Origin of the sequence: Kitasatospora sp. NPDC097643 (assembly GCF_040302625.1) — a bacterium.
GTDB lineage: Bacteria > Actinomycetota > Actinomycetes > Streptomycetales > Streptomycetaceae > Kitasatospora.
On record NZ_JBEOSA010000016.1, the window covers coordinates 70,083 to 88,425 of the forward strand.

General features: G+C 74.0%; 12 protein-coding genes, 1 tRNA gene, 1 pseudogene and 1 riboswitch. Of the genes and pseudogenes, 3 read left to right on the forward strand and 11 right to left on the reverse strand.

The genetic code is table 11. From position 1 onward, the window contains the following. Positions 1 to 14: 14 nt before the first annotated feature. Both ABTY15_RS13655 and ABTY15_RS13660 read right to left on the reverse strand, forming a co-directional pair. Positions 15 to 665 carry an IclR family transcriptional regulator gene (locus ABTY15_RS13655; protein WP_350581577.1) on the reverse strand — a complete coding sequence of 217 codons (651 nt, stop codon included), beginning with the start codon at positions 663 to 665 and terminating at the stop codon, positions 15 to 17. A gap of 368 nt (positions 666 to 1,033) precedes the next feature. Continuing rightward, entirely contained in the window at positions 1,034 to 2,866 is a 1,833-nt protein-coding gene (locus tag ABTY15_RS13660) for a DEAD/DEAH box helicase (RefSeq protein ID WP_350581705.1), read from the reverse strand. 308 nt (positions 2,867 to 3,174) lie between these two features. Between ABTY15_RS13660 and ABTY15_RS13665 the strand changes: the two genes are divergently transcribed. After that, positions 3,175 to 3,615, forward strand: a complete 441-nt coding sequence (locus tag ABTY15_RS13665) for an SsgA family sporulation/cell division regulator (protein WP_350581580.1) — start codon at positions 3,175 to 3,177, stop codon at positions 3,613 to 3,615. 22 nt (positions 3,616 to 3,637) lie between these two features. Here the strand turns inward: ABTY15_RS13665 and ABTY15_RS13670 are convergent, their stop codons facing one another. The 3 genes from ABTY15_RS13670 to ABTY15_RS13680 are packed head-to-tail and all read right to left on the reverse strand — an operon-like array spanning position 3,638 to position 8,162. After that, on the reverse strand, positions 3,638 to 6,214 hold the full coding sequence (locus ABTY15_RS13670; protein WP_350581583.1) for a rhomboid family intramembrane serine protease: 2,577 nt from the start codon (positions 6,212 to 6,214) through the stop codon (positions 3,638 to 3,640). After that, positions 6,211 to 7,527 (reverse strand): alpha/beta hydrolase, encoded by a 1,317-nt coding sequence (locus ABTY15_RS13675; protein ID WP_350581586.1) that lies wholly within the window; start codon positions 7,525 to 7,527, stop codon positions 6,211 to 6,213. The genes ABTY15_RS13670 and ABTY15_RS13675 overlap by 4 nt, the downstream gene beginning before the upstream one ends. Next, the gene (locus ABTY15_RS13680; RefSeq protein ID WP_350581589.1) at positions 7,524 to 8,162 is read right to left on the reverse strand and encodes a class F sortase; all 639 of its coding nucleotides are present in this window, start codon (positions 8,160 to 8,162) and stop codon (positions 7,524 to 7,526) included. The genes ABTY15_RS13675 and ABTY15_RS13680 overlap by 4 nt, the downstream gene beginning before the upstream one ends. A gap of 403 nt (positions 8,163 to 8,565) precedes the next feature. Between ABTY15_RS13680 and ABTY15_RS13685 the strand changes: the two genes are divergently transcribed. Further along, the gene (locus ABTY15_RS13685; RefSeq protein ID WP_350581592.1) at positions 8,566 to 9,888 is read left to right on the forward strand and encodes a polysaccharide deacetylase family protein; all 1,323 of its coding nucleotides are present in this window, start codon (positions 8,566 to 8,568) and stop codon (positions 9,886 to 9,888) included. A gap of 17 nt (positions 9,889 to 9,905) precedes the next feature. On the opposite strand, the gene ABTY15_RS13690 is transcribed toward ABTY15_RS13685, so the two are convergent. Next, positions 9,906 to 11,342, reverse strand: a complete 1,437-nt coding sequence (locus ABTY15_RS13690) for an MFS transporter (protein ID WP_350581599.1) — start codon at positions 11,340 to 11,342, stop codon at positions 9,906 to 9,908. Positions 11,343 to 11,425: 83 nt separating this feature from the next. Then, the gene (locus ABTY15_RS13695) at positions 11,426 to 11,740 is read right to left on the reverse strand and encodes a DMT family transporter (protein WP_350581602.1); all 315 of its coding nucleotides are present in this window, start codon (positions 11,738 to 11,740) and stop codon (positions 11,426 to 11,428) included. Positions 11,741 to 11,785: 45 nt separating this feature from the next. Continuing rightward, positions 11,786 to 11,851: riboswitch (guanidine-III (ykkC-III) riboswitch) on the reverse strand. Positions 11,852 to 11,934: 83 nt separating this feature from the next. On the opposite strand from ABTY15_RS13695, the gene ABTY15_RS13700 reads away from it, so the two are divergent. After that, positions 11,935 to 12,006: transfer RNA gene (locus ABTY15_RS13700), tRNA-Cys, on the forward strand. Positions 12,007 to 12,069: 63 nt separating this feature from the next. Here ABTY15_RS13700 and ABTY15_RS13705 read toward each other — a convergent pair. The 4 genes and pseudogenes from ABTY15_RS13705 to ABTY15_RS13720 all read right to left on the reverse strand — a co-directional run bounded on the left by ABTY15_RS13705 (position 12,070) and on the right by ABTY15_RS13720 (position 18,342). Next, the gene (locus ABTY15_RS13705; protein WP_350581605.1) at positions 12,070 to 14,397 is read right to left on the reverse strand and encodes a xanthine dehydrogenase family protein molybdopterin-binding subunit; all 2,328 of its coding nucleotides are present in this window, start codon (positions 14,395 to 14,397) and stop codon (positions 12,070 to 12,072) included. Between the two features lie 640 nt (positions 14,398 to 15,037). Further along, positions 15,038 to 15,497, reverse strand: a pseudogene (locus ABTY15_RS13710) ((2Fe-2S)-binding protein); the annotation flags it as partial. A gap of 68 nt (positions 15,498 to 15,565) precedes the next feature. Beyond that, positions 15,566 to 16,432 carry an FAD binding domain-containing protein gene (locus tag ABTY15_RS13715; RefSeq protein WP_350581707.1) on the reverse strand — a complete coding sequence of 289 codons (867 nt, stop codon included), beginning with the start codon at positions 16,430 to 16,432 and terminating at the stop codon, positions 15,566 to 15,568. A gap of 299 nt (positions 16,433 to 16,731) precedes the next feature. Beyond that, positions 16,732 to 18,342, reverse strand: coding sequence for a beta-N-acetylhexosaminidase (locus ABTY15_RS13720; protein WP_350581608.1), 1,611 nt, complete (start codon positions 18,340 to 18,342; stop codon positions 16,732 to 16,734). Position 18,343 lies beyond the last annotated feature (1 nt).

Below are 18,343 nucleotides of genomic sequence, written 5' to 3' on the forward strand. Positions count from 1 at the left end.
CCGCCCCGGGCGCGCTACCTGAGCGCGTCGGCCACCTCGGTCGCCGCCTCCACCACCCGGGGGCCGACCCGCTCGGGCACCAGTCCGTTGAGCATCACCACGCCGACACTGCCCTCGATGCCGCTCAGGCCGAGCAGCGCGGCGGCCGCCCCGCACGCCCCGGACTGCTCCTCCGCACGGGTGATGACGAAGCCCTGCTCCGGCCGGCGCTGGCTGGGGAAGGTCCGGGCCTCCAGGATCGCCCGGCCGGCGGCGCTCTCGGTGAGCGGGTGGCGCAGCCCGGTCCGGTAGGCGACGTGGAAGTCGGTCCAGCTCGGCTCGACCACGGCGACGGCGAGCGCCTCGCTGCCGTCCACCAGGGTCAGGTGGGCGGTGGCGCCGAGGTCCTCGGCGAGGCTGCGCAGGGCCGGCAGCGCGGCCTCGCGCAGCAGCGGGTGCACCCGGTGCGCCAGGCGCAGCACGCCCAGGCCCACCCGGGCCCGGCCGCCGATGTCGCGGCGGACCAGGCCGTGCTGTTCCAGGGTGGCCAGCAGCCGGTAGACGACGGTGCGGTTGACGGCGAGGCGGGCCGCCAGCTCGGTGACGGTGAGCCCCCGCTCGGAGTCGGCGAGGAGTTTGAGTACCCGGACACCACGGTCCAGGGTCTGTGAGGTCTCGGCAGTCACGACGGGCAATCCTTTCCGCGGCGCTCGCGGGGCGGGCGGCGCCGGTCCGGGTTCGGTGTCGCGCGCAGGTGGGGGTGGCCGCGCTCGGGCCGTGCGGTGTCGTCCTTGACGACCGTACGGTCCTGCGGCGCCCGTCCCGCGGGGGTTACCCGGCGGAAGAGCGTGGGGGAAAGGTAGTGAAGGAAATGTCGCGACGGAAGTGGTTGTCCAAAATTCGGGCGTGATCGACTTCAACGGCGCCGCGAAACCCGGACAAACCACCCCAATTCACAGGGGGCATCAGCGCACAAGTTCGACCTCGGTTCGAAGTCCGGACACTTCGGGGCAGACGGGGCCGCCGGGCCCCGTCCGCCGCCGTGCCGTTCCCGCTACTTCGCCCACTCCCGGATCCTGGCGATCCGGGCCTTGAGCTGATTGGCGGTCGCCTGCGCGGTGAGCGGGCCCCCGCACTGGCGGCGCAGCTCGTTGTGGATGGTGCCGTGCGGCTGGCTGGTGCGGTGGTGCCAGGCGGCCACGAGCGCGTTCAGCTCCTTGCGCAGCTCGCGGAGCTCCTGGTGGGTGACGACCGGCCGCTGCTCGGCCGGCAGTTCCAGCAGGTCGGCCTCCTCGGCGGGCTTGGTCTTGCTGCGCTGGATCTGCCGGTGCTGGCGCTTCTGCAGCAGCATCTGCACCTGGTCCGGCTCCAGCAGGCCCGGGATGCCGAGGTAGTCCTCCTCCTCCTCGCTCCCCGGGTGGGCCTGCATGCCGAACTCCATGGCGTTGTACAGCACCCGGTCGAAGACCGCGTCGGAGCCGATCGCCTCGTAGGAGAACTCCTCGCCGCCCGCGCCGTCCGGCCCGTCGTTGGCCCGCTCGGCCTCGGCGAGCAGCCGGTCCTCCTCGTCGAAGAGGCCCTCGCCCTCCTTCTTCGGCCGGTCCAGCACGTGGTCGCGCTGGAGCTCCATCTCGTTGGCGAAGCCCAGCAGCATCGGGATGGTCGGCAGGAACACCGAGGCCGTCTCGCCGCGCTTGCGGGCACGCACGAAGCGGCCGACGGCCTGGGCGAAGAACAGCGGGGTGGAGATCGAGGTCGCGTACACCCCGACGGACAGCCGGGGCACGTCGACACCCTCGGACACCATGCGGACCGCGACCATCCAGCGGGAGGTGCCCTCCGAGAAGTCGGAGATCCGCTTGGACGCCTCGGCCTCGTCCGAGAGGACCAGGGTGACCTTCTCGCCGCTGATCTCGCGCAGGATCTTGGCGTACGCGCGGGCCACCGTCTGGTCGGTGGCGATGACCAGCCCGCCGGCGTCCGGGATCGCCTTGCGGACCTCGGTGAGCCGGCGGTCGGCGGCCTGGAGCACGCTCGGGATCCACTCGCCCTGCGGGGCGAGCGCGGTGCGCCAGGCCTGGGCGATGAGGTCCTTGGTCATCGGCTCGCCGAGCCGGGCCTCCAGCTCGTCGCCGGACTTGGTGCGCCAGCGCATGTTGCCGCTGTAGCTGAGGAAGATCACCGGGCGGACGACGTGGTCGGCGAGCGCGTGCCCGTAGCCGTAGGTGTAGTCGGCGACCGACTTGCGGATGCCGTCCCCGCCCGCCTCGTACTGGACGAAGGGGATCGGGTTGGTGTCCGAGCGGAACGGCGTCCCGGTCAGCGCCAGCCGGCGGGCGGCCGGCTCGAAGGCCTCGAAGCAGGCCTCGCCCCAGGACTTGGAGTCACCGGCGTGGTGGATCTCGTCCATGATCACGAGGGTCTTGCGGGCCTCGGTGCGGTTGCGGTGCAGCATCGGGTTGACCCCGACGCCCGCGTAGGTGACCACGATGCCGTGGTACTCCCGGGACAGCGGGCCCGAGGAGTACGCCGGGTCGAGCTTGATGCCTATCCGCGCGGCGGCCTCGGCCCACTGCTTCTTCAGGTGCTCGGTCGGCGCGACGACGGTGATCTGCTGCACCAGGTGGTTGTGCAGCAGGTACGAGGCCAGGGTGAGCGCGAAGGTGGTCTTACCTGCGCCCGGGGTGGCGACCGCGAGGAAGTCGCGCGGCTGCGTCTCGATGTACTTGTCCAGCGCACCCTGCTGCCAGGCCCGCAGCTTGCCCGCGGTGCCCCAGGGGGCGCGGCCGGGGAAGGCCGGCGAGAGGTGGTGCGAACCGGCGGGCGCGGCGTGGCCGACGGCCCGGACGGGTGCCGGCGGCTCCGACACGTCGGAGAACAGCGGCATCGAGGAGGCGGCGGCAGTACTCACGGTCTCCGTGGGGGATCATCGCAGGTCAGAGGCGGTTTTGCGGCCCCGTCCCGCGGTCGGGCGGCGATCGGACAACCCGCCCAGCGTACCGGTCCGACGCTCGCGGGGCGGCCAGGCGAGGCCTCGCGCGGGGCCCCGGCGGCCGGAAATCGCCGTGACCCGGATCACACCGGATCGGCTCCGGAACCGGGTAATCACGGCCCGTCCCAGCACTCTCACCAGGGTGAGGCCGCCCCAACCCTCCCCCCTGTCGACCGGCCTCACACCGACCGAAGGGACCCGCCGTGCACACCTCCGTCGAGGAGACCGTCCAGGCCCGCCTGATCCTCTCCGCGCACCGTTCCGTCCGGCTGCGGGTCCTGCTGAGCTACCTGCCGGAGGACCCGCTCGCCGTCCGGATGGCCTTCCCCGCCGAGTTCTCGCTGGAGGAGGACCCCGAACCCGCCGAGTCCGCCGAACCCGCCGAGGACATCGTCTGGGTGTTCGCCCGCCACCTGCTCGCGGCCGGCCTGCACCTGCCGGCCGGCGTCGGCGACGTGCACATCCGGCCCACGGCCGGCCGACGCACCACGGTCGAGCTGCGGGCGCCGGAGGGCACCGCGCTGATCCGCTTCGACACCGCCGACCTGCGGCGCTTCCTGTGGCGCAGCCGGCTGCTCGTCCCCGAGGGCGAGGAGCACCTGCACCTGGACGCCGACCGCGCACTCGCCGAGCTCCTCGGCTGAACGCGGCGGGTGAGGCGACGCGTCAGCCCGAGAGCCGGCGCATCAGCCGGACGCCCTGGGCGGCCGTCAGGTGCGGCAGGTACGCCTTGCCGATGGCCCGGGTGATGCTGGGCAGCGCGGCCGGGTCCGGGTACGCCATGTACATCGGCCGGTACTCCGGCTGGAACTTCGCCTTGAAGGCGAGCAGCGAGCGGAAGCCGTACACCGGCTCCAGCACCCGGCCCATCCAGTCCAGCATCCGCTGCAGCCCGGTCGGCTCCTCGTCCCGCCCGGCGCGGGCCAGCGGGGCGCCGGAGAGGGAGAGGAAGCGCGCGCCCTCCTCCTTGAAGCCGAGCGCGGCCGAGGCGATCAGGAACTCGTTCACGCCGCGGAAGCCGTCCGAGCGCCGGCGCATGAAGTCCAGCGTCCAGCCGACCGGCACGCCGTCCTCGTACACCGGCATCCAGCTGGTCAGCCCGTGCACGACGCGCTGCTCGTCCACCGCGACCAGCACCCGCACGTCCGGGTCGTCCAGCTCCTCCAGCCCGCCGAGCGTGAAGCCCATCTCGGGCAGGCCCTTCTCGGAGACCCACTCCTCCGAGATCGCGCGGATCTGGTCCTTCAGCGCGAGCGGCGCCTCGTGGTAGGCCCACCACTCGGCGGTGATGCCCTGCTTGCCGGCCTTGTTCAGCGCCGTCCGGATGTCCTGCCACTTGCGGCCGGTGAAGGCCAGCTCGGGCAGCGCGACCACGGTGTCCTCGGCGACCTGCACCGAGCGCCAGCCGAGCAGCCCGGCGGCGGCCCGGGTCTGTGGGGTGACGCTGTAGAAGCACGGGGTCCAGCCGCGCGCGTCGCAGTACCGGGCGAACCCGGCCACCGCCCGGGCCCTCGCCTCCGGTTCGCCGAACGGGTCGCCGGTGGTCAGCGCGACGGTGCCGAGCAGCCGGTAGGCGACCGCCGCCCGGCCGTCCTCGTCGAACCAGTAGTGGTTGCCGTCCCAGGTGGTGATGAACGACAGCGTCCCGCCGCCGTGCTCGGTGAGCAGCGCCCTGGCCCGGGCCGCGGCCGCCGCGTCGGTGTGCACCACCGGCCGGCGGAAGGCGGTCAGCAGCGCCCCCAGCGCGACCACCCAGAACGCCAGCCCGCAGTACGTCTCCAGGAGCCGCGCCACCGGGCCGACCGCGATCGGGTAGTCCGGCAGCAGGTCGTTGTACGCGGGCGGCAGGAACTGCGCCGGCAGCCCGTGCAGCAGGCCCCGGACGCCCGCGCCGGGCTCGAACTGCCCGGCCACGGCCCGCCCGAGCCCCACGTAGGTGGCGGCGGCGACCAGTGCGGCGCCGCCGAGCACCGCGCCCAGCCGGTGCACCTCGCGCCCCGCCAGCCGCAGCCGGAACCGCTGCCGGGTGGCCAGCAACAGGACGGTGGTGAGCAGCGGCAGCAGCATCGCCTCGACGAAGTACTGGACGAGGTCCGCGGTGACCGGTCCGGCGTCCAGGTACAGCCAGCCCAGCAGCGCCACCCAGAGCAACTCGGTGGCCACGGTGATCCGCCAGGCGAACCGCAGCCCCCGGCGCAGCCCCTCGGCGAGCACCAGCAGCAGGGCCGGGAACAGCGCGGCCATCAGCCGGCCCGGGGTGTCGAAGATCCGCTCGACGGCGTGCGCGCGGGCGCAGTCGTGCGCCGACAGCGCGCAGAAGTCGGCCACCTCCTCCGGGCTGAGCCGGTGCGAGAAGTACAGCTCGGAGAAGGTGTTGAACGGCCCGGTGGCGTTGTCGTACAGCGAGGCGATCAGCGGGCCGAAGGCGGCGGCGACCAGGCAGAGCGCGACCAGCACCCGGGTCTCGGTGTGCGAGGAGCGGTGCGAGCGCAGGTGCGGCCGGCCCCGGCTGAGCAGCGCGCCGGCGCCCAGCCCGACCAACGCGGCGGAGAACCGCTGGATGCTCTGCAGGTGGCCGACGTACAGCGTCATCACCAGCGGGACGAGCAGCACCAGCAGGTGCAGCCGGCGGCGCCAGAGCACGGTGAGCCGGTAGCCGAGCACCCCGGCCAGCGTGAACAGGCCGACGCCCGGGCCGATCGCGGTCTGGTCGGACACCGAGGCGGTCCACTGCTCGCCGAGCTTGGAGCCGACGGCGACCACCGCGGTGCCGAGCACGGTGCCCGCCAGCTGCCCGCCGACCAGCACCGCGACCGTCCGCAGCCGGCCGAGCCGGTGCTCGGCGGCCGGGCCGACCAGGAGCAGCAGCAGGCTGGTGAAGACGTACGAGCCGATGCCGGAGCACCAGAACATCGAGGTGAACGGCGTCCACAGCCGGCCCTCGGACAGCGTCGGCAGGCCGACCCCGGTCCGGGCGAGCAGGCGCTCGGACGGCCCGTGGGCCAGGCTGCCGGTGGCCGCGCCGAGCACCCAGAGGCCGGCCAGCAGCACCAGGGTCAGCGGAGCCGACCTCAGCCGCAGGCCGAGGGCCCGGGCGGCGCGGCGGACCCGCTGCGGGCGGGGCTCCGGCGTCCGGGTGACCGGGCCGCGGTCGGCGCCGGGCTCCGGCCCGCGCCCGGTGCGCTGCTCGCGGATGTCGACGACCGTCGCGGTGGCGGCCGTCGCGGTGCCGGCCGCGCTCACCCGACCAGCCCGGTCTGCTGGGCGAGCCAGTTCAGGTTCTGCTCGAAGGCCTGCCGGAAGACCACCCAGCTGTGCCAGCCGGGGACCGTCTGGTAGCCGACCTTCATCCCGGCCGCCTGCGCCGCCGCGTACGCCTTCTCCTGCATCGGCTTGTAGTCCGAATCGTTGGCGCCGACCACGAAGATGCCGGCGGTGTCGGGGAACTGCTTGCGGGCCATGACGGTCAGCGGGTCGACGGCGGCGAACGCGGCCTCGTCACCGCCGAAGGCCTTGCCGACGGTCTCGCCGTGGCTGCCGAGGGTCGGTTCGTCCTGGCCGGAGATGTCCAGGAAGCTGCCGTAGACGTCGGGTGCGTTGACGGCGAGCTGGAGCGAGCAGGTGCCGCCGAGCGAGAGCCCGCCGATCGCGAAGGCCTTGCGGCCGGTGGCGGTCTGCAGGTTCTGGTGGATCCAATTCGGGACGTCGACGGCCAGGTAGGTCTGCGCCTTGGCGATCCGGGAGTCCATGCAGAGCGTGTTGGTCCACGAGCTGCCGGTGGGGTCGGCGACCACCACGATCGGGGCGAGGCCCTGGTGCTCGGCGGCGAAGGCGTCCAGGGTCTCCTGGATGGCGCCGGAGTTGATCCAGTCCTCCGGGGCGCCGGGCTGGCCGGGCAGCAGCACCACGACGGGCAGCAGCGGCCGGGGGGTGGCCTGGTAGGCGGGCGGCAGGTAGACGTACCCGTCGCGGGTCTTGAAGCCGGACTTGACGCCCGGGATGTTCACGGTGGAGACGGTGCCCTTGGCGGGCAGTCCGGGCGGTGCCTGCCAGAGCTCCGCGAGCGGCCGGTCGGCGACCGGGGCGACGGTGCTGGCCGCCTTGCCCACGGTCAGCTGCTGGCTCTTCGGCGCCAGCATGGCCCGACCGGTCGGGTACTGGTCGAAGCCCCGGTTGATCTGCGAGGAGGCCATCAGCACCACCAGGGCGACGCCGCCGACCGCCAGCAGCCGGCGGCGTAGGGAGAGCAGCGGCCCGCGGAAGCAGAGCAGGGCTATCGCGAACAGCGCGACGGCTATCCAGCGCATCACGAAGTCCGGCGTGCCCTCCGGGAACGGGCGCCACCAGCCGTCGACGCCGATCTTCACCAGGGCGGTGAGCACGGCGGCCAGCAGCAGCGCGCCGACCAGGCGCAGGGCCCGCCAGCGCTCGTGGCGGGAGAGGGCGAGGACGACCAGCGAACCCCAGCCGGCGGCGAGCACGGCGTTCGGGACCGGGCCGTGGGTGAGCGGCCAGTCGAGCGGGTTCCAGCGGGTGGCGAGGGTGAGCGTGGTCATGCGGCTTTGCCCGGGCGGGTGGTGTCGGCCAGGAACCCGTAGGCGACGACGTTGCCCTCGTAGCCGTGTTCCGCGCTGTACGCGCCGCCGCAGGTGATCACCCGCAGTTGCGCGTCGTCGGCCTGACGGTAGACCCGATCGTCCGGGAAGTCCTTTCGGTCGTGCACTTCGATGGCGTACAGCTGGTAGACGGCGGTGGCGCCGTCCGCGCGGGCGATCTCGATCCGGTCGCCGCGGTGGAGCGCCCCAAGATGGTAGAAGACCGCCGGACCGCTCCGGTTGTCTACGTGACCGGCCAGGATGGCGGTTCCGCGCTGCCCGGGGGTGGCCCCGCCGCGGTACCAGCCGGCCAGGTTACGGTCCCCCTCGGGCGGCGCCTGGAGGTGCCCCTCGGTGTCGAGGCCGAGCGCGGTGACGGGCGCGTCGAGCCGCACCGCCGGGATGCGGATCCGGGTCGGGGCGGAGGGGCCCAGCGGCGGCACGACGGAGACCGGGGCGAACCCGGACAGCGTCTGGGCCGCGCCGGGAGTCGGCGGCAGCGTGCCGCCGCCACCGCTGAGCAGCCAGGCACCGAGCACCAGCGCGGCCCCGGCGGCCAGCGTGCCCGGCCAGGGACTCCTGCTCTGGACGCCCACGGGCGCTCCCCTCTGTCGGCGGATTCCCGATTCCTGGGAGTTTCCTGGGAACAATTGAATCGGATCGGACGATAAGGCACGTCCACACGACGGTCGTACTGACACCCGCCGATCGGCAGGGCCGCGGGCGCCTTCCCTGCGCCGCGTGGGCACCCGGTGGCGGAGAGCGACAGTCGCACCGCACGGGACGACGCCCCGAGTACGACCCGGTACGAGCTTCGACGTCGAGCACATCGATCCGGTTGCGTCATTTGGGCGATCGATTACGACCGTCTGTGGCGCCAAGCCGACCGAAAGCGTCCACATGCCATGCTGACCCGGTCACGGGTTCTATCACCCCACTTGTCCGACCGGTTTTTCACACACCTGTACGCCGGCCGAACGCCTCATGAACGGAGTGACCATGGACGCTCTCTCCCGCCGCACGCTGCTGGCCGCCGGTGCGGCCTCCGCCGCCGCGCTGGCCGCCGGCTGCGGCAGCACCGGCGCCCGCGGCGGCGAGCAGGCGGTCGGGCCGGCCCCCCATGGTTCGACCCACGGCGCCACCGGCGCCACCGAGCAGAACGGCACCCCAGCCCCGGCCCCCCAGCCGCAGGCCGTCCTGATCGGCGACGGCTCCACCTCCGACACTGGCGCCCAGCCCCACCTGCCCGTCCCCGAACGGCTGCGGGCCGGCGAGCGCCCGCCGCAGTTCGTGGTCTTCTCCTGGGACGGCGCCGGCGAGCTCGACAACGGCCTGTTCGCCCGCTTCCGCCGGCTGGCGCAGGAGCACAACGCGAAGATGACCTTCTTCCTCAGCGGCCTCTACCTGCTGCCCGAGTCCAAGAAGGACCTCTACCGCCCGCCGCAGCACAAGGTCGGCGCCTCCGACATCGGCTACCTGAGCGACCCGCACATCCGCGAGACCCTGGAGAACCTGCACGCGGCCTGGCTGGAGGGCCACGAGATCGGCACCCACTTCAACGGCCACTTCTGCGGTGCCACCGGCGTCGGCAAGTGGTCCCCGGAGGAGTGGGACAGCGAGATCCAGCAGGCGATGGACTTCGTGACGAACTGGCGCACCAACACCGGCTTCACCGACCTGCCGTCGCTGCCCTTCGACTACCGCAAGGAGCTGATCGGCAGCCGCACCCCCTGCCTGGAGGGCCAGCGCAACCTGCTGCCCACCGCCGTCAAGCGCGGCTGGCGCTACGACAGCAGCGGCAACGGCACCCAGGTGTGGCCGCAGAAGATCCAGGGCGGCGCCCTGTGGGACCTCCCGCTCCAGTCCATCCCCTTCCCCGGGCACACCTTCCAGGTGCTCTCGATGGACTACAACATCATGTACAACCAGTGCGGCCCCAACACCAAGGCCGACCCCGCGCTGTACCCCGGGTTCCAGGCCCAGGCCCGCGACGCGTACCTGATGGGCTTCGACCGCGCGTACACCACCAACCGGGCGCCGTACATCATCGGCAACCACTTCGAGGAGTGGAACGGCGGCATCTACATGAACGCCGTCGAGGACGTGCTCAAGACCGTCGCGGGCAAGCCGGAGGTCCGGCTGGTCTCGTTCCGTCAGCTGGTCGACTGGCTGGACGCGCAGGACCCGGCGGTGCTGCGCAAGCTCCAGGGCCTCGCCCCCGGCCAGTCCCCGGTCGGCGGCTGGGAGTCCTTCCTCGGCACCCCGGCGGCGGCGCCGGTGCCCTCCCCGGCCGCCACCGCCACCGCCGCTCTCGCCGGCTGACCGTGACCGGCTGAGCGTCAGGCCCTGCGCACCCGGCCGGAGACCAGCGCGCCCAGCAGCGCCACCCCGGTCATGCCCAGGAAGATCACCGCGAAGGCGCCGGCCGGGCCGGCCGCCCCGGCGCCCTCGTGGGCGGCGGCCAGCGAGCCGCCGCCCAGCGCCGCGAACAGCACCCCGGCCAGGCCCATCAGCAGCACGTTGCCCAGCGCGTCGCTCACCTGGAGCGCGGCCGAGTTGGCCCCGGCGTCCTCCGGCGCGGAGAGCTTCATCATCAGCACGCTGATGCTCGCGACGGTCAGGCCCATTCCGATGCCGCCGACGCCCCAGGCCACCGCCGCCACCCAGGCCGGGACCGCCGGGACCAGCACCAGCGCCGCACCCGCGATCGCCACCGCGGTCAGCACGAACCCGCCCCGGATCATCGCCCCGCGGTAGCGCTCCGCCCCCGGCCGCCCCTGCAACCACGAACCCAGCGCCCAGGAGAGCCCGCCGCTGGTCAGGGTGAGCCCGGCCAGCGTCGGCGACAGGCCGCGCTGGTTGACCATCATCAGCGGGATGAACGCCTCGGCCGCGAAGAACGCCCCGGCCGCCACCCCGCGCAGCAGGATCACCGTCGGCAGCCCGCGCCCGGCCCGCAGCGTCCCCTGCGGCAGCAGCCCCAGCACGGCGGGCAGCAGCAGCGCCGCCCCGGCCGCCGCCGGGAGCAGCCCGACCAGGTCCAGCCGCTGGCCCGCGTACTGGAGCAGGCCCGCGCCGAGGGCGGCCATCGCGGCCAGCCGGGTGCGGCGGCGGTCGAACTGCGCGGCCCTGAGCACCGGCAGCTCCCGCTCGGCGCGGGCCAGCGCCGGGCCCATCACCGCCAGCGGCAGCAGGATCAGCACCGGGACGGCCAGGAACACCCAGCGCCAGCCCAGGTGCTGGGTGACGGCCCCGGCGACCAGCGGGCCGACGATCGAGGGCAGCACCCAGGCCGAGGAGAAGGCCGCGAAGACGGACGGCCGCAGCCGCTCCGGGTAGGCCCGGCCGACCACGACGTACAGCGCGACGATGACCAGCCCGCCGCCGAGCCCCTGGATCGCCCGCCCGCCCACGAACATCCACATCCCCGGTGCCGTCCCGGCCACCACCAGGCCCGCGCCGAACACCCCGATGCCGGTGAACAGCGGTTGCAGCGGGCCGCGCCGGTCGCACCACTGGCCGGAGACGACCAGTGCGAACAGCGTGGTGGTGAAGTAGCCGGAGAAGGCGAAGGCGTACAGCCCGAGGCCGTCCAGCTGGCGGGCCGCCACCGGCATCGCGGTGTTGACGGCCGTCGCCTCGAAGGCGATCACCAGGACCACCGACACGATCCCCAGCGTCAGCGCGCGGTAGCGACCGCTCAGCACCCCGCCGCCGGGGTCGTCCTGCGGGGGTATCGGGGCGGAGTCGACCGAGGTGGGGGAGGCAGTGGTCATACGGAACATCGTAAGGTCCGTCCGCCATCTTGGCCCCTGACCGGGGGTCGGTGATCGACTCCGCCGCCGGACGTAGGTCCGGCTCAGTCCAGCACCTTGAGACCGACCACGCCGGAGACGATCAGCAGCAGACAGCCGATCCGGGCCAGGGTCACCGCGTCCCCCAGGACGGCCATCCCGTAGAGCGCGGTGCCGATCGCGCCGATGCCGACCCAGACCGCGTAGCCGGTGCCGATCGGGATGGTGCGCATCGCGTACGCCAGGCCGCCCATGCTCAGCAGCAGGGCGACGCCGAAGACCAGGCTCGGGACCAGCCGGGTGAAACCCCTGGACGACTCCAGGGCCACCGCCCACACGGTCTCCAGGACACCGGAAACGACAAGAACGAGCCACGCCATGACGGCCACGACCTTCGCAGTCCACAGCGGCCGGGTTGCCGCTGAACTGCGCCGTCTTGTCGTGACCGGGTACGACGCGCTCGTCCGGGGTGGCGGGAAAACAGCCACGGCCTCCGACCGTAGCACATCTCGCCATACAGAATTTACAAAACTTCATTGACCCCATTCGAGCAATCCGCCATCCTGAATTCACTGGCCGTGTGCCCGAGTGGCTTAGGGAACCGTCTGCAAAGCGGTACACGCGGGTTCGATTCCCGCCATGGCCTCGGAAAAGGGAATTGCCGGTCGACTCGAAAGTCGACCGGCAATTCCCTTTCCAGCATTTCCGATCAGGCCGTGATCGCGTCCTCGGGCCGGATCGGCAGCCGGCCGACCGGCAGGCCGGTGGCGGCCCGGACGGCCGCGGCGACGGCCGCCGGGGCGACCACCGCGGGCACGGCGCTGACCGCCTTGGCGCCGAAGGTGGCGACCACGTCCCGCTCCTCCAGCAGCGCCGCGATCCGCACCTCCGGGGTGTCCAGGGCGGTCGGCAGCCGGTAGCCGGTGAGCGAGGGGTTCCGCAGCACGCCGCCCTCGGTGCGCAGGTCCTCCAGCAGGGCCAGGCCGACGCCCTGGGCCACGCCCGCCTCGATCCGGTCCTCGATCTGCCGCGGGTTCAGCGCCCGGCCGACGTCCTGCGCGACCGTCATCTCGACCACCCGGACGGCACCCAGCTCGATGTCCACGTCCACCACCGCGCGCATCGCGCAGAACGCGATGGACACGAAGGCGTCGCCCTGCCCGGCCTCGTCCAGCGGCTCGGTGGGGTGCGGACGGCACTGCGCGGTCGCCCACAGCTCCTTGCCCTCCAGCGCCTCGGCGACCGGCATCCCGAGCACCCCGTCGTACGAGGTGATCTTGCCGTCGGAGATCTGGAGCAGCTCCACCGACATCCCGAAGTTGGCGGCGATCGGCTGGAGGAGCTGGTGGCGGACCATCAGCGCGGCCCGCTCGACGGCGCCGCCGGAGACCCAGGTGTGCCGGCCGCGGGCCGAGGGCCCGGCGATCGACTGGTCGCTGTCGGCCGGCGCGATGTAGACCTCGCTGACGCCCAGAACCGACTGCACGATCTGCCGGGCCAGCGTGGCGAAGCCCTGACCGGAGTCGACGGCCGCGCAGATCACCGTGGCGTGGTCGCCGCTGACCCGCACGGTGGCGGTGGAGACCTCGTCCTCGCCCTCCGCGCCGAGCATGTGCACCATGCCGACCGCGTAGCCGATCCCGCGCCGCACCGCGGCCGGGTCGCCCGCGCCGCCGGGCCCGCCGGGCAGCAGCCACTCGGCGTTCGGGTCGTCCACCGGCAGCGCGGGCAGCGGCTCGGCCGCGACGGCGTCCAGCAGCGCCTTCACCGGCGCCGGGCAGGTGACGGCCTGTCCGGTGGGCATCGGGTCCCCGGTGGCCAGCGCGTTGCGGCGGCGGATCTCCACCGGGTCCACGCCCACCCGGGCGGCCAGCTGGTCCAGCTGGGACTCGTACGCGAAGCAGGCCTGCAACGCGCCCTCGCCGCGCATCCGCCCGGCCGGCGGGTTGTTGGTGCGCACCGCCCAGGCGTCCACGAAGACGTTCGGGCAGACGTACGGGCCGACCGAGAAGGCCGTCGCGGCGGCCAGCGCCTCGGCCGAGACGTCCGCGTAGGCGCCACCGTCCAGCAGGATCTGCGCCTCGACCTTGACCAGCCGGCCCTCGGCGTCGGCGTGGTGGCGGTAGCGCAGCAGCGCCGGGTGGCGGGAGGTGTGGGTGTGGAAGGACTCCTCGCGGGTGAGGGTCATCTTCACCGGGCGGCCGGTGCGCAGCGCCAGCAGCGCCAGGGTGACCTGGAAGGACAGGTCCTCGCGGTCGGTGGTGGCGCCGGGCACGCCGGTGACCACCAGCCGGACCCGGTCCGGCTCCAGGCCCAGGCAGGCGGCGGTGCGGTCGCGGTCGCCGTGCGGGTCGGTGGAGGACAGGTGCAGCTCGACCCCGCCGTCCGGGCGCGGGACGGCCAGCCCGGCCTCGGCGCCGAGCGGGGCCGGGTCCTGCCGGCCGACCTGGTACAGGCCCTCGACGATGACCTCGCCGGCCGCGTCCGGGTCCCCGGTGCGCAGCGGCAGGTGGCGGAACAGGTTGCCGTCCGGGTGCAGCAGCGGGGCGGTGAAGGACTGCTCCGGGTCGGTGACGGCCTCCAGCGGCTCGTAGTCGACCACGATCAGCCCGACCGCCAGCCGGGCGGTGTCCGGGTGGTCGGCGGCCACCGCGGCGATCGGCTCGCCGTGGTGGCGCACCACGCCGGCGGCCAGCACCGGCCGGTCGGCGACGATCGGCCCGGCCGGGGCGCCGTCCGGGGTGCCGTCCGGGCCGGGCGGCAGGTCGGCGGCGGTCACCACGGCGTGCACGCCGGGCAGCGCCAGCGCGGCGGAGGTGTCGATGCCGCGGATCCGGGCGTGCGGGTGCGGGGAGCGCAGCACCGCGCCCCAGAGCAGCCCCTCGGCCCACAGGTCGGCGGCGTACGGGTAGATGCCGAGCGCCTTGGGCAGCGCGTCGCTGCGCAGCGGGGAGCTGCCCAGTCCGAACGGCTCCGGTGCGCCGCCCTCGTCGCCGTCCTGCTGGAGTGCTGCGCCGATGTCGGTAGGCGACGTCATGATGCGTGGTCGTCCTCGGGGAGCCGGATGCCGTGGGCGGGGGTGGCACCGTACGGGACACCGGCGGGGGCGCTGCCCTCGGCCGGGACGCCGTGCGGGGGCGTGGGGACGTACGGCGTGCCGTGCGCGGGCGTGCCGTCGAAGGCGGCGCCGGGCAGGGGCGTGCCGTGCGCGGGGGTGGGCTCGTAGACCGGGCCGTCGTAGCCGGCGTCGTAGCCGGGCTGCTGCGGGTAGCCCTCCGGGTAGCCGCCGGGCAGGTAGGTGCCGTGCGCCGGGGTGGTCTGGTACGGCTGCTCGGGGTAGCCGGGCTGCTGGTGCTGCGGGTAGTACACCGCGTCGTCGACGGCCTGGGCGGGCACGCCGGGGACGGGCGCCGGCCCGGCGGTGTCGTACACCCCGGTGTCGTAGCCGCCCTGGGGGTCGCCGTAGGGCAGGCCGGCGTCGGCCTGCGGCTCCTCGACGGGGGGCTGCGGGGTGTGCTCGATCCAGGCGTCGGCGTCGGTGTAGACCGGCGGCTCGGCGGTCGGCTCGGGCTCCGGCGCGGGCTGCTCGACCCCGGCGGCGACGGCGGCCGCGGCGGCCTCCTCGGCCTCCAGGGCCGCGGCCTCCTCCGCCTCCTCGGCCTCCAGGGCGCGCGCGTCGGCGACGCTCTGGACGGCGGCCAGCACGCCCCGGTAGCCGGTGCAGCGGCAGAGGTTGCCGCAGAGCGCCTGCCGGGCCTCGACCTCGGTGGGCCGGTGGTTGCGCTGGAGCAGGTCGTGCACGGCCATCGCCATGCCGGGGGCGCAGTAGCCGCACTGCACCGCGCCGGACTCGGCCAGCGCCTGCTGGACGTCGCTCGCCCCGCCGGCGGCCGACAGGCCCTCGACGGTGTTGATCTCGCTGTCGGCGGCGAGCGCGGCGGGCACCAGGCAGCCGGCCACCAGCTGGCCGTCCACCTGCACCGAGCAGGCGCCGCACTCGCCCTGCTCGCAGCCGTCCTTGGCGCCGGCCAGGCCGAGCCGCTCGCGCAGCACGTAGAGCAGGCTCTCGCCGATCCAGGCGTCGGTGACGGGCCGTTCGAAACCGTTGACGCGCAGCGTGTAGGAGGCGCACGGGCGCAGCTCGCGGCTGACCGGGGGAGTGAGGCCGAGCGGGTCGGCGTCGAGGGTCTCGATGGGGTCTGTGGTCACTTCAGCGCCCTTCCCAGTGCCCGTCGGGCCAGCACCGATACGGTACGCCGTAGCCGAACGGCGGCCGCGCTCGGCCCCTCGGTCACGGCCTCCCAGGCGCCCTCGGCGCCGTAGCTGTCGGGGACGCAGGCGGCGGCCACGTACTCGCCGAAGGCGGCGGTGGCGGCCGGGTCGATCTCCCGGCTGCCGTCCCAGTCGATGCAGCCGGCCACCCAGGCCTCCGCCTCCAGCGGGCGCAGCGGCACCGGGGCGACGGCCCCGACCGCGCAGCGCACGGCGCGCCGGGCGGGGTCGAGGACCAGGGCGACGGAGGCGGTGGCGCGGGCCGGACCGCTGCGGCCGGTGGCCTTGAGGAAGACCTGCGGCGCGTGCAGCAGCGGGACGCGCACCCAGGTGAGCAGTTCGCCGGGGCGCACCGGGTCGAGGCCGGTGAGCAGGTGGCTGACCGGGACCTCGCGGGTGGAGCCGGCCCGGGCGAGGGTGACGCTGGCCTCCAGGGCGGCGAGCACCGGGAGGGTGTCGCCGGCCGGGGCGGCGGTGACGATGTTGCCGCCGAGGGTGCCGACGTTGCGGACCTGCGGCGGGCCCGCGGTGCGGGCGGCGTCGGCGAGCGCGGGGATGAGCGCGGCGAAGTCGGGGCGGTCCATCCGGGCGTGGGTGAGTCCGGCGCCGAGGACGGCGGTGCCGCCGTCCTCGTAGCGCCAGCCGCGCAGTTCGGTGATCCGGCCGAGGCCGACCAGGGCGGCGGGGCGCAGTCGTCCGGCGTTGACGGCCTCCATCAGGTCGGTGGCGCCGGCCACCGGTACCGCGGCCGGCGCGGCGGCCAGCGCCTCGACGGCCTCGTCGAGCGAGGCCGGCAGCATGATCGTCCGGTTCACCTGGGTCCCACCGTGCTCCACTTGCTCATCGATCGCCTGCCGCCCGCGGCCCTCGGCCGTGGTGTCCGCGTCAGCAGCCCGGCCTGGCCCGTAGGGTACGGGCGATCGGGCCGGGTTGGGCAACTCTGGCACACAATGCTCGATGATCATTTCGGGGCCGGTGAACGGGACTGCCCGATTGGGACGGATACCGGGCGGTATCTGCCCCGGCCCGGACCGGACCGGGGCAGATGTTCATCTGTTCTTGACGTCCGACGACCGGTCAGGAGTTCCCGACCGGAAGATCACCGAGCCGGGGGCGGGCCCTCGATCGGGCGCCCGACCACGCCGGGGCGGCGCTGCCAGGGGTGCGGTCCGGCGATCGGGCGGTACTCCACACCGAGCGCGTCCAGCACCTCCAGGTGCGCCGTGAGCCGGCGCTCGAAACCGGGCCAGTCACGTTCGGCCGGTTCGGTGGACAGATCGGACCAGGCGACCTCGGCGAACGCCGCCAGTCGGGGGAAGGCCCGGTAGTCGACGTCCCGGGCGCTGTCGGTGAACTCGCTCCACAGGTTGGCCTGGGTGCCGATCACGTGCCGGGCGGCGGTCTCGTCCAGCTGCCGCGGCACCGGCTCGAAGCGGTACACGTCCTCCAGGGTGCGGACGAATCCGACCGGGATCGGCTCGTCCGGGCCGTCCGCCTGCCGGTGGTCCAGGTAGACGTGCTGCTCGGGACACATCACCACGTCGTGCCCGGCCTCCGCCGCCGCGATCCCGCCGCCGAAGCCCCGCCAGGACGACACCGCAGCGTGGGGAGCGAGCCCGCCCTCCAGGATCTCGTCCCAGCCGATCAGCCGGCGGCCGCGCTCGGCCAGCCAGCGGTCGAAGTGCCGGATCACCCAGCTCTGCAGCTCGTCCTCGTTGGCCAGCCCGAGCTCGCGGATCCGCGCCTGGGCGGCCGCGCTCTCCTTCCACTGCTCCTTGGGGCACTCGTCGCCGCCGAGGTGGATGAACTCGGACGGGAAGAGCTCCAGGACCTCCTCCAGCACGCCCTCGAAGAAGCGCAGGGTGCCCTCGGAGACGTTGAGCACGTGGTGGCTCACCCCCCAGTCCGTCCAGACGCCGAGCGCGGCGGTGTCCACCACGTCGGTGTTGCCCAGCTCGGGGTAGGCGGCGACGGCGGCCTGGGTGTGGCCGGGCAGGTCGATCTCCGGGACGACGGTGACCCCGCGGGCGGCCGCGTACGCGACGATCTCGCGCAGGTCGTCCTGGGTGTAGAAGCCGCCGTGCGGGCGGTCGTCGCGGCGCTGGGCCGCGCGGTAGCCGACCATCGAGCGCTCCCGCCAGGCACCGCGCGCGGTCAGCTCCGGGTAGCGCCTGATCTCCACCCGCCAGCCCTGGTCGTCGGTCAGGTGCAGGTGCAGCACGTTGAGCTTGTGCACGGCCAGCAGGTCGACGAAGCGCAGCACGTCGGCCTTGGGCAGGAAGTGCCGGGCGACGTCGAGCAGGGCGCCGCGCCAGCCGAACCGGGGGGCGTCCGCGATGTCCACGCCGGGCAGCACCCAGCCGGTGCGCCGCAGCGGGGATCTGCGGAAGGCCTCCGGGCCCAGCAGCCGCCGCAGGGTCTGCGCGCCCCACAGGGCGCCGGCCGGCCCGCCCGCGGCGACCACGGCGTGCCCGGGGCGGACCGTGATCCGGTACGCCTCGGCGGCGAGCGTGTCGTCCTGGACCAGTTCGACGCCGGTGCCCGGCCGGCCCGGGCCGAGCGGCAGGCCGGTGGCGGCGGACAGCGTGCTGCGCAGCCACCGCTCGGCGTCGGCCAGCCCGGGCGGTGCGGTCAGCGTGGTGGAGTCGTCGAGCGGGAAGTCCTCGTCCGGGCGCCGGACGGCACTCGAAGGTGCGGGAATGAGGTCCATT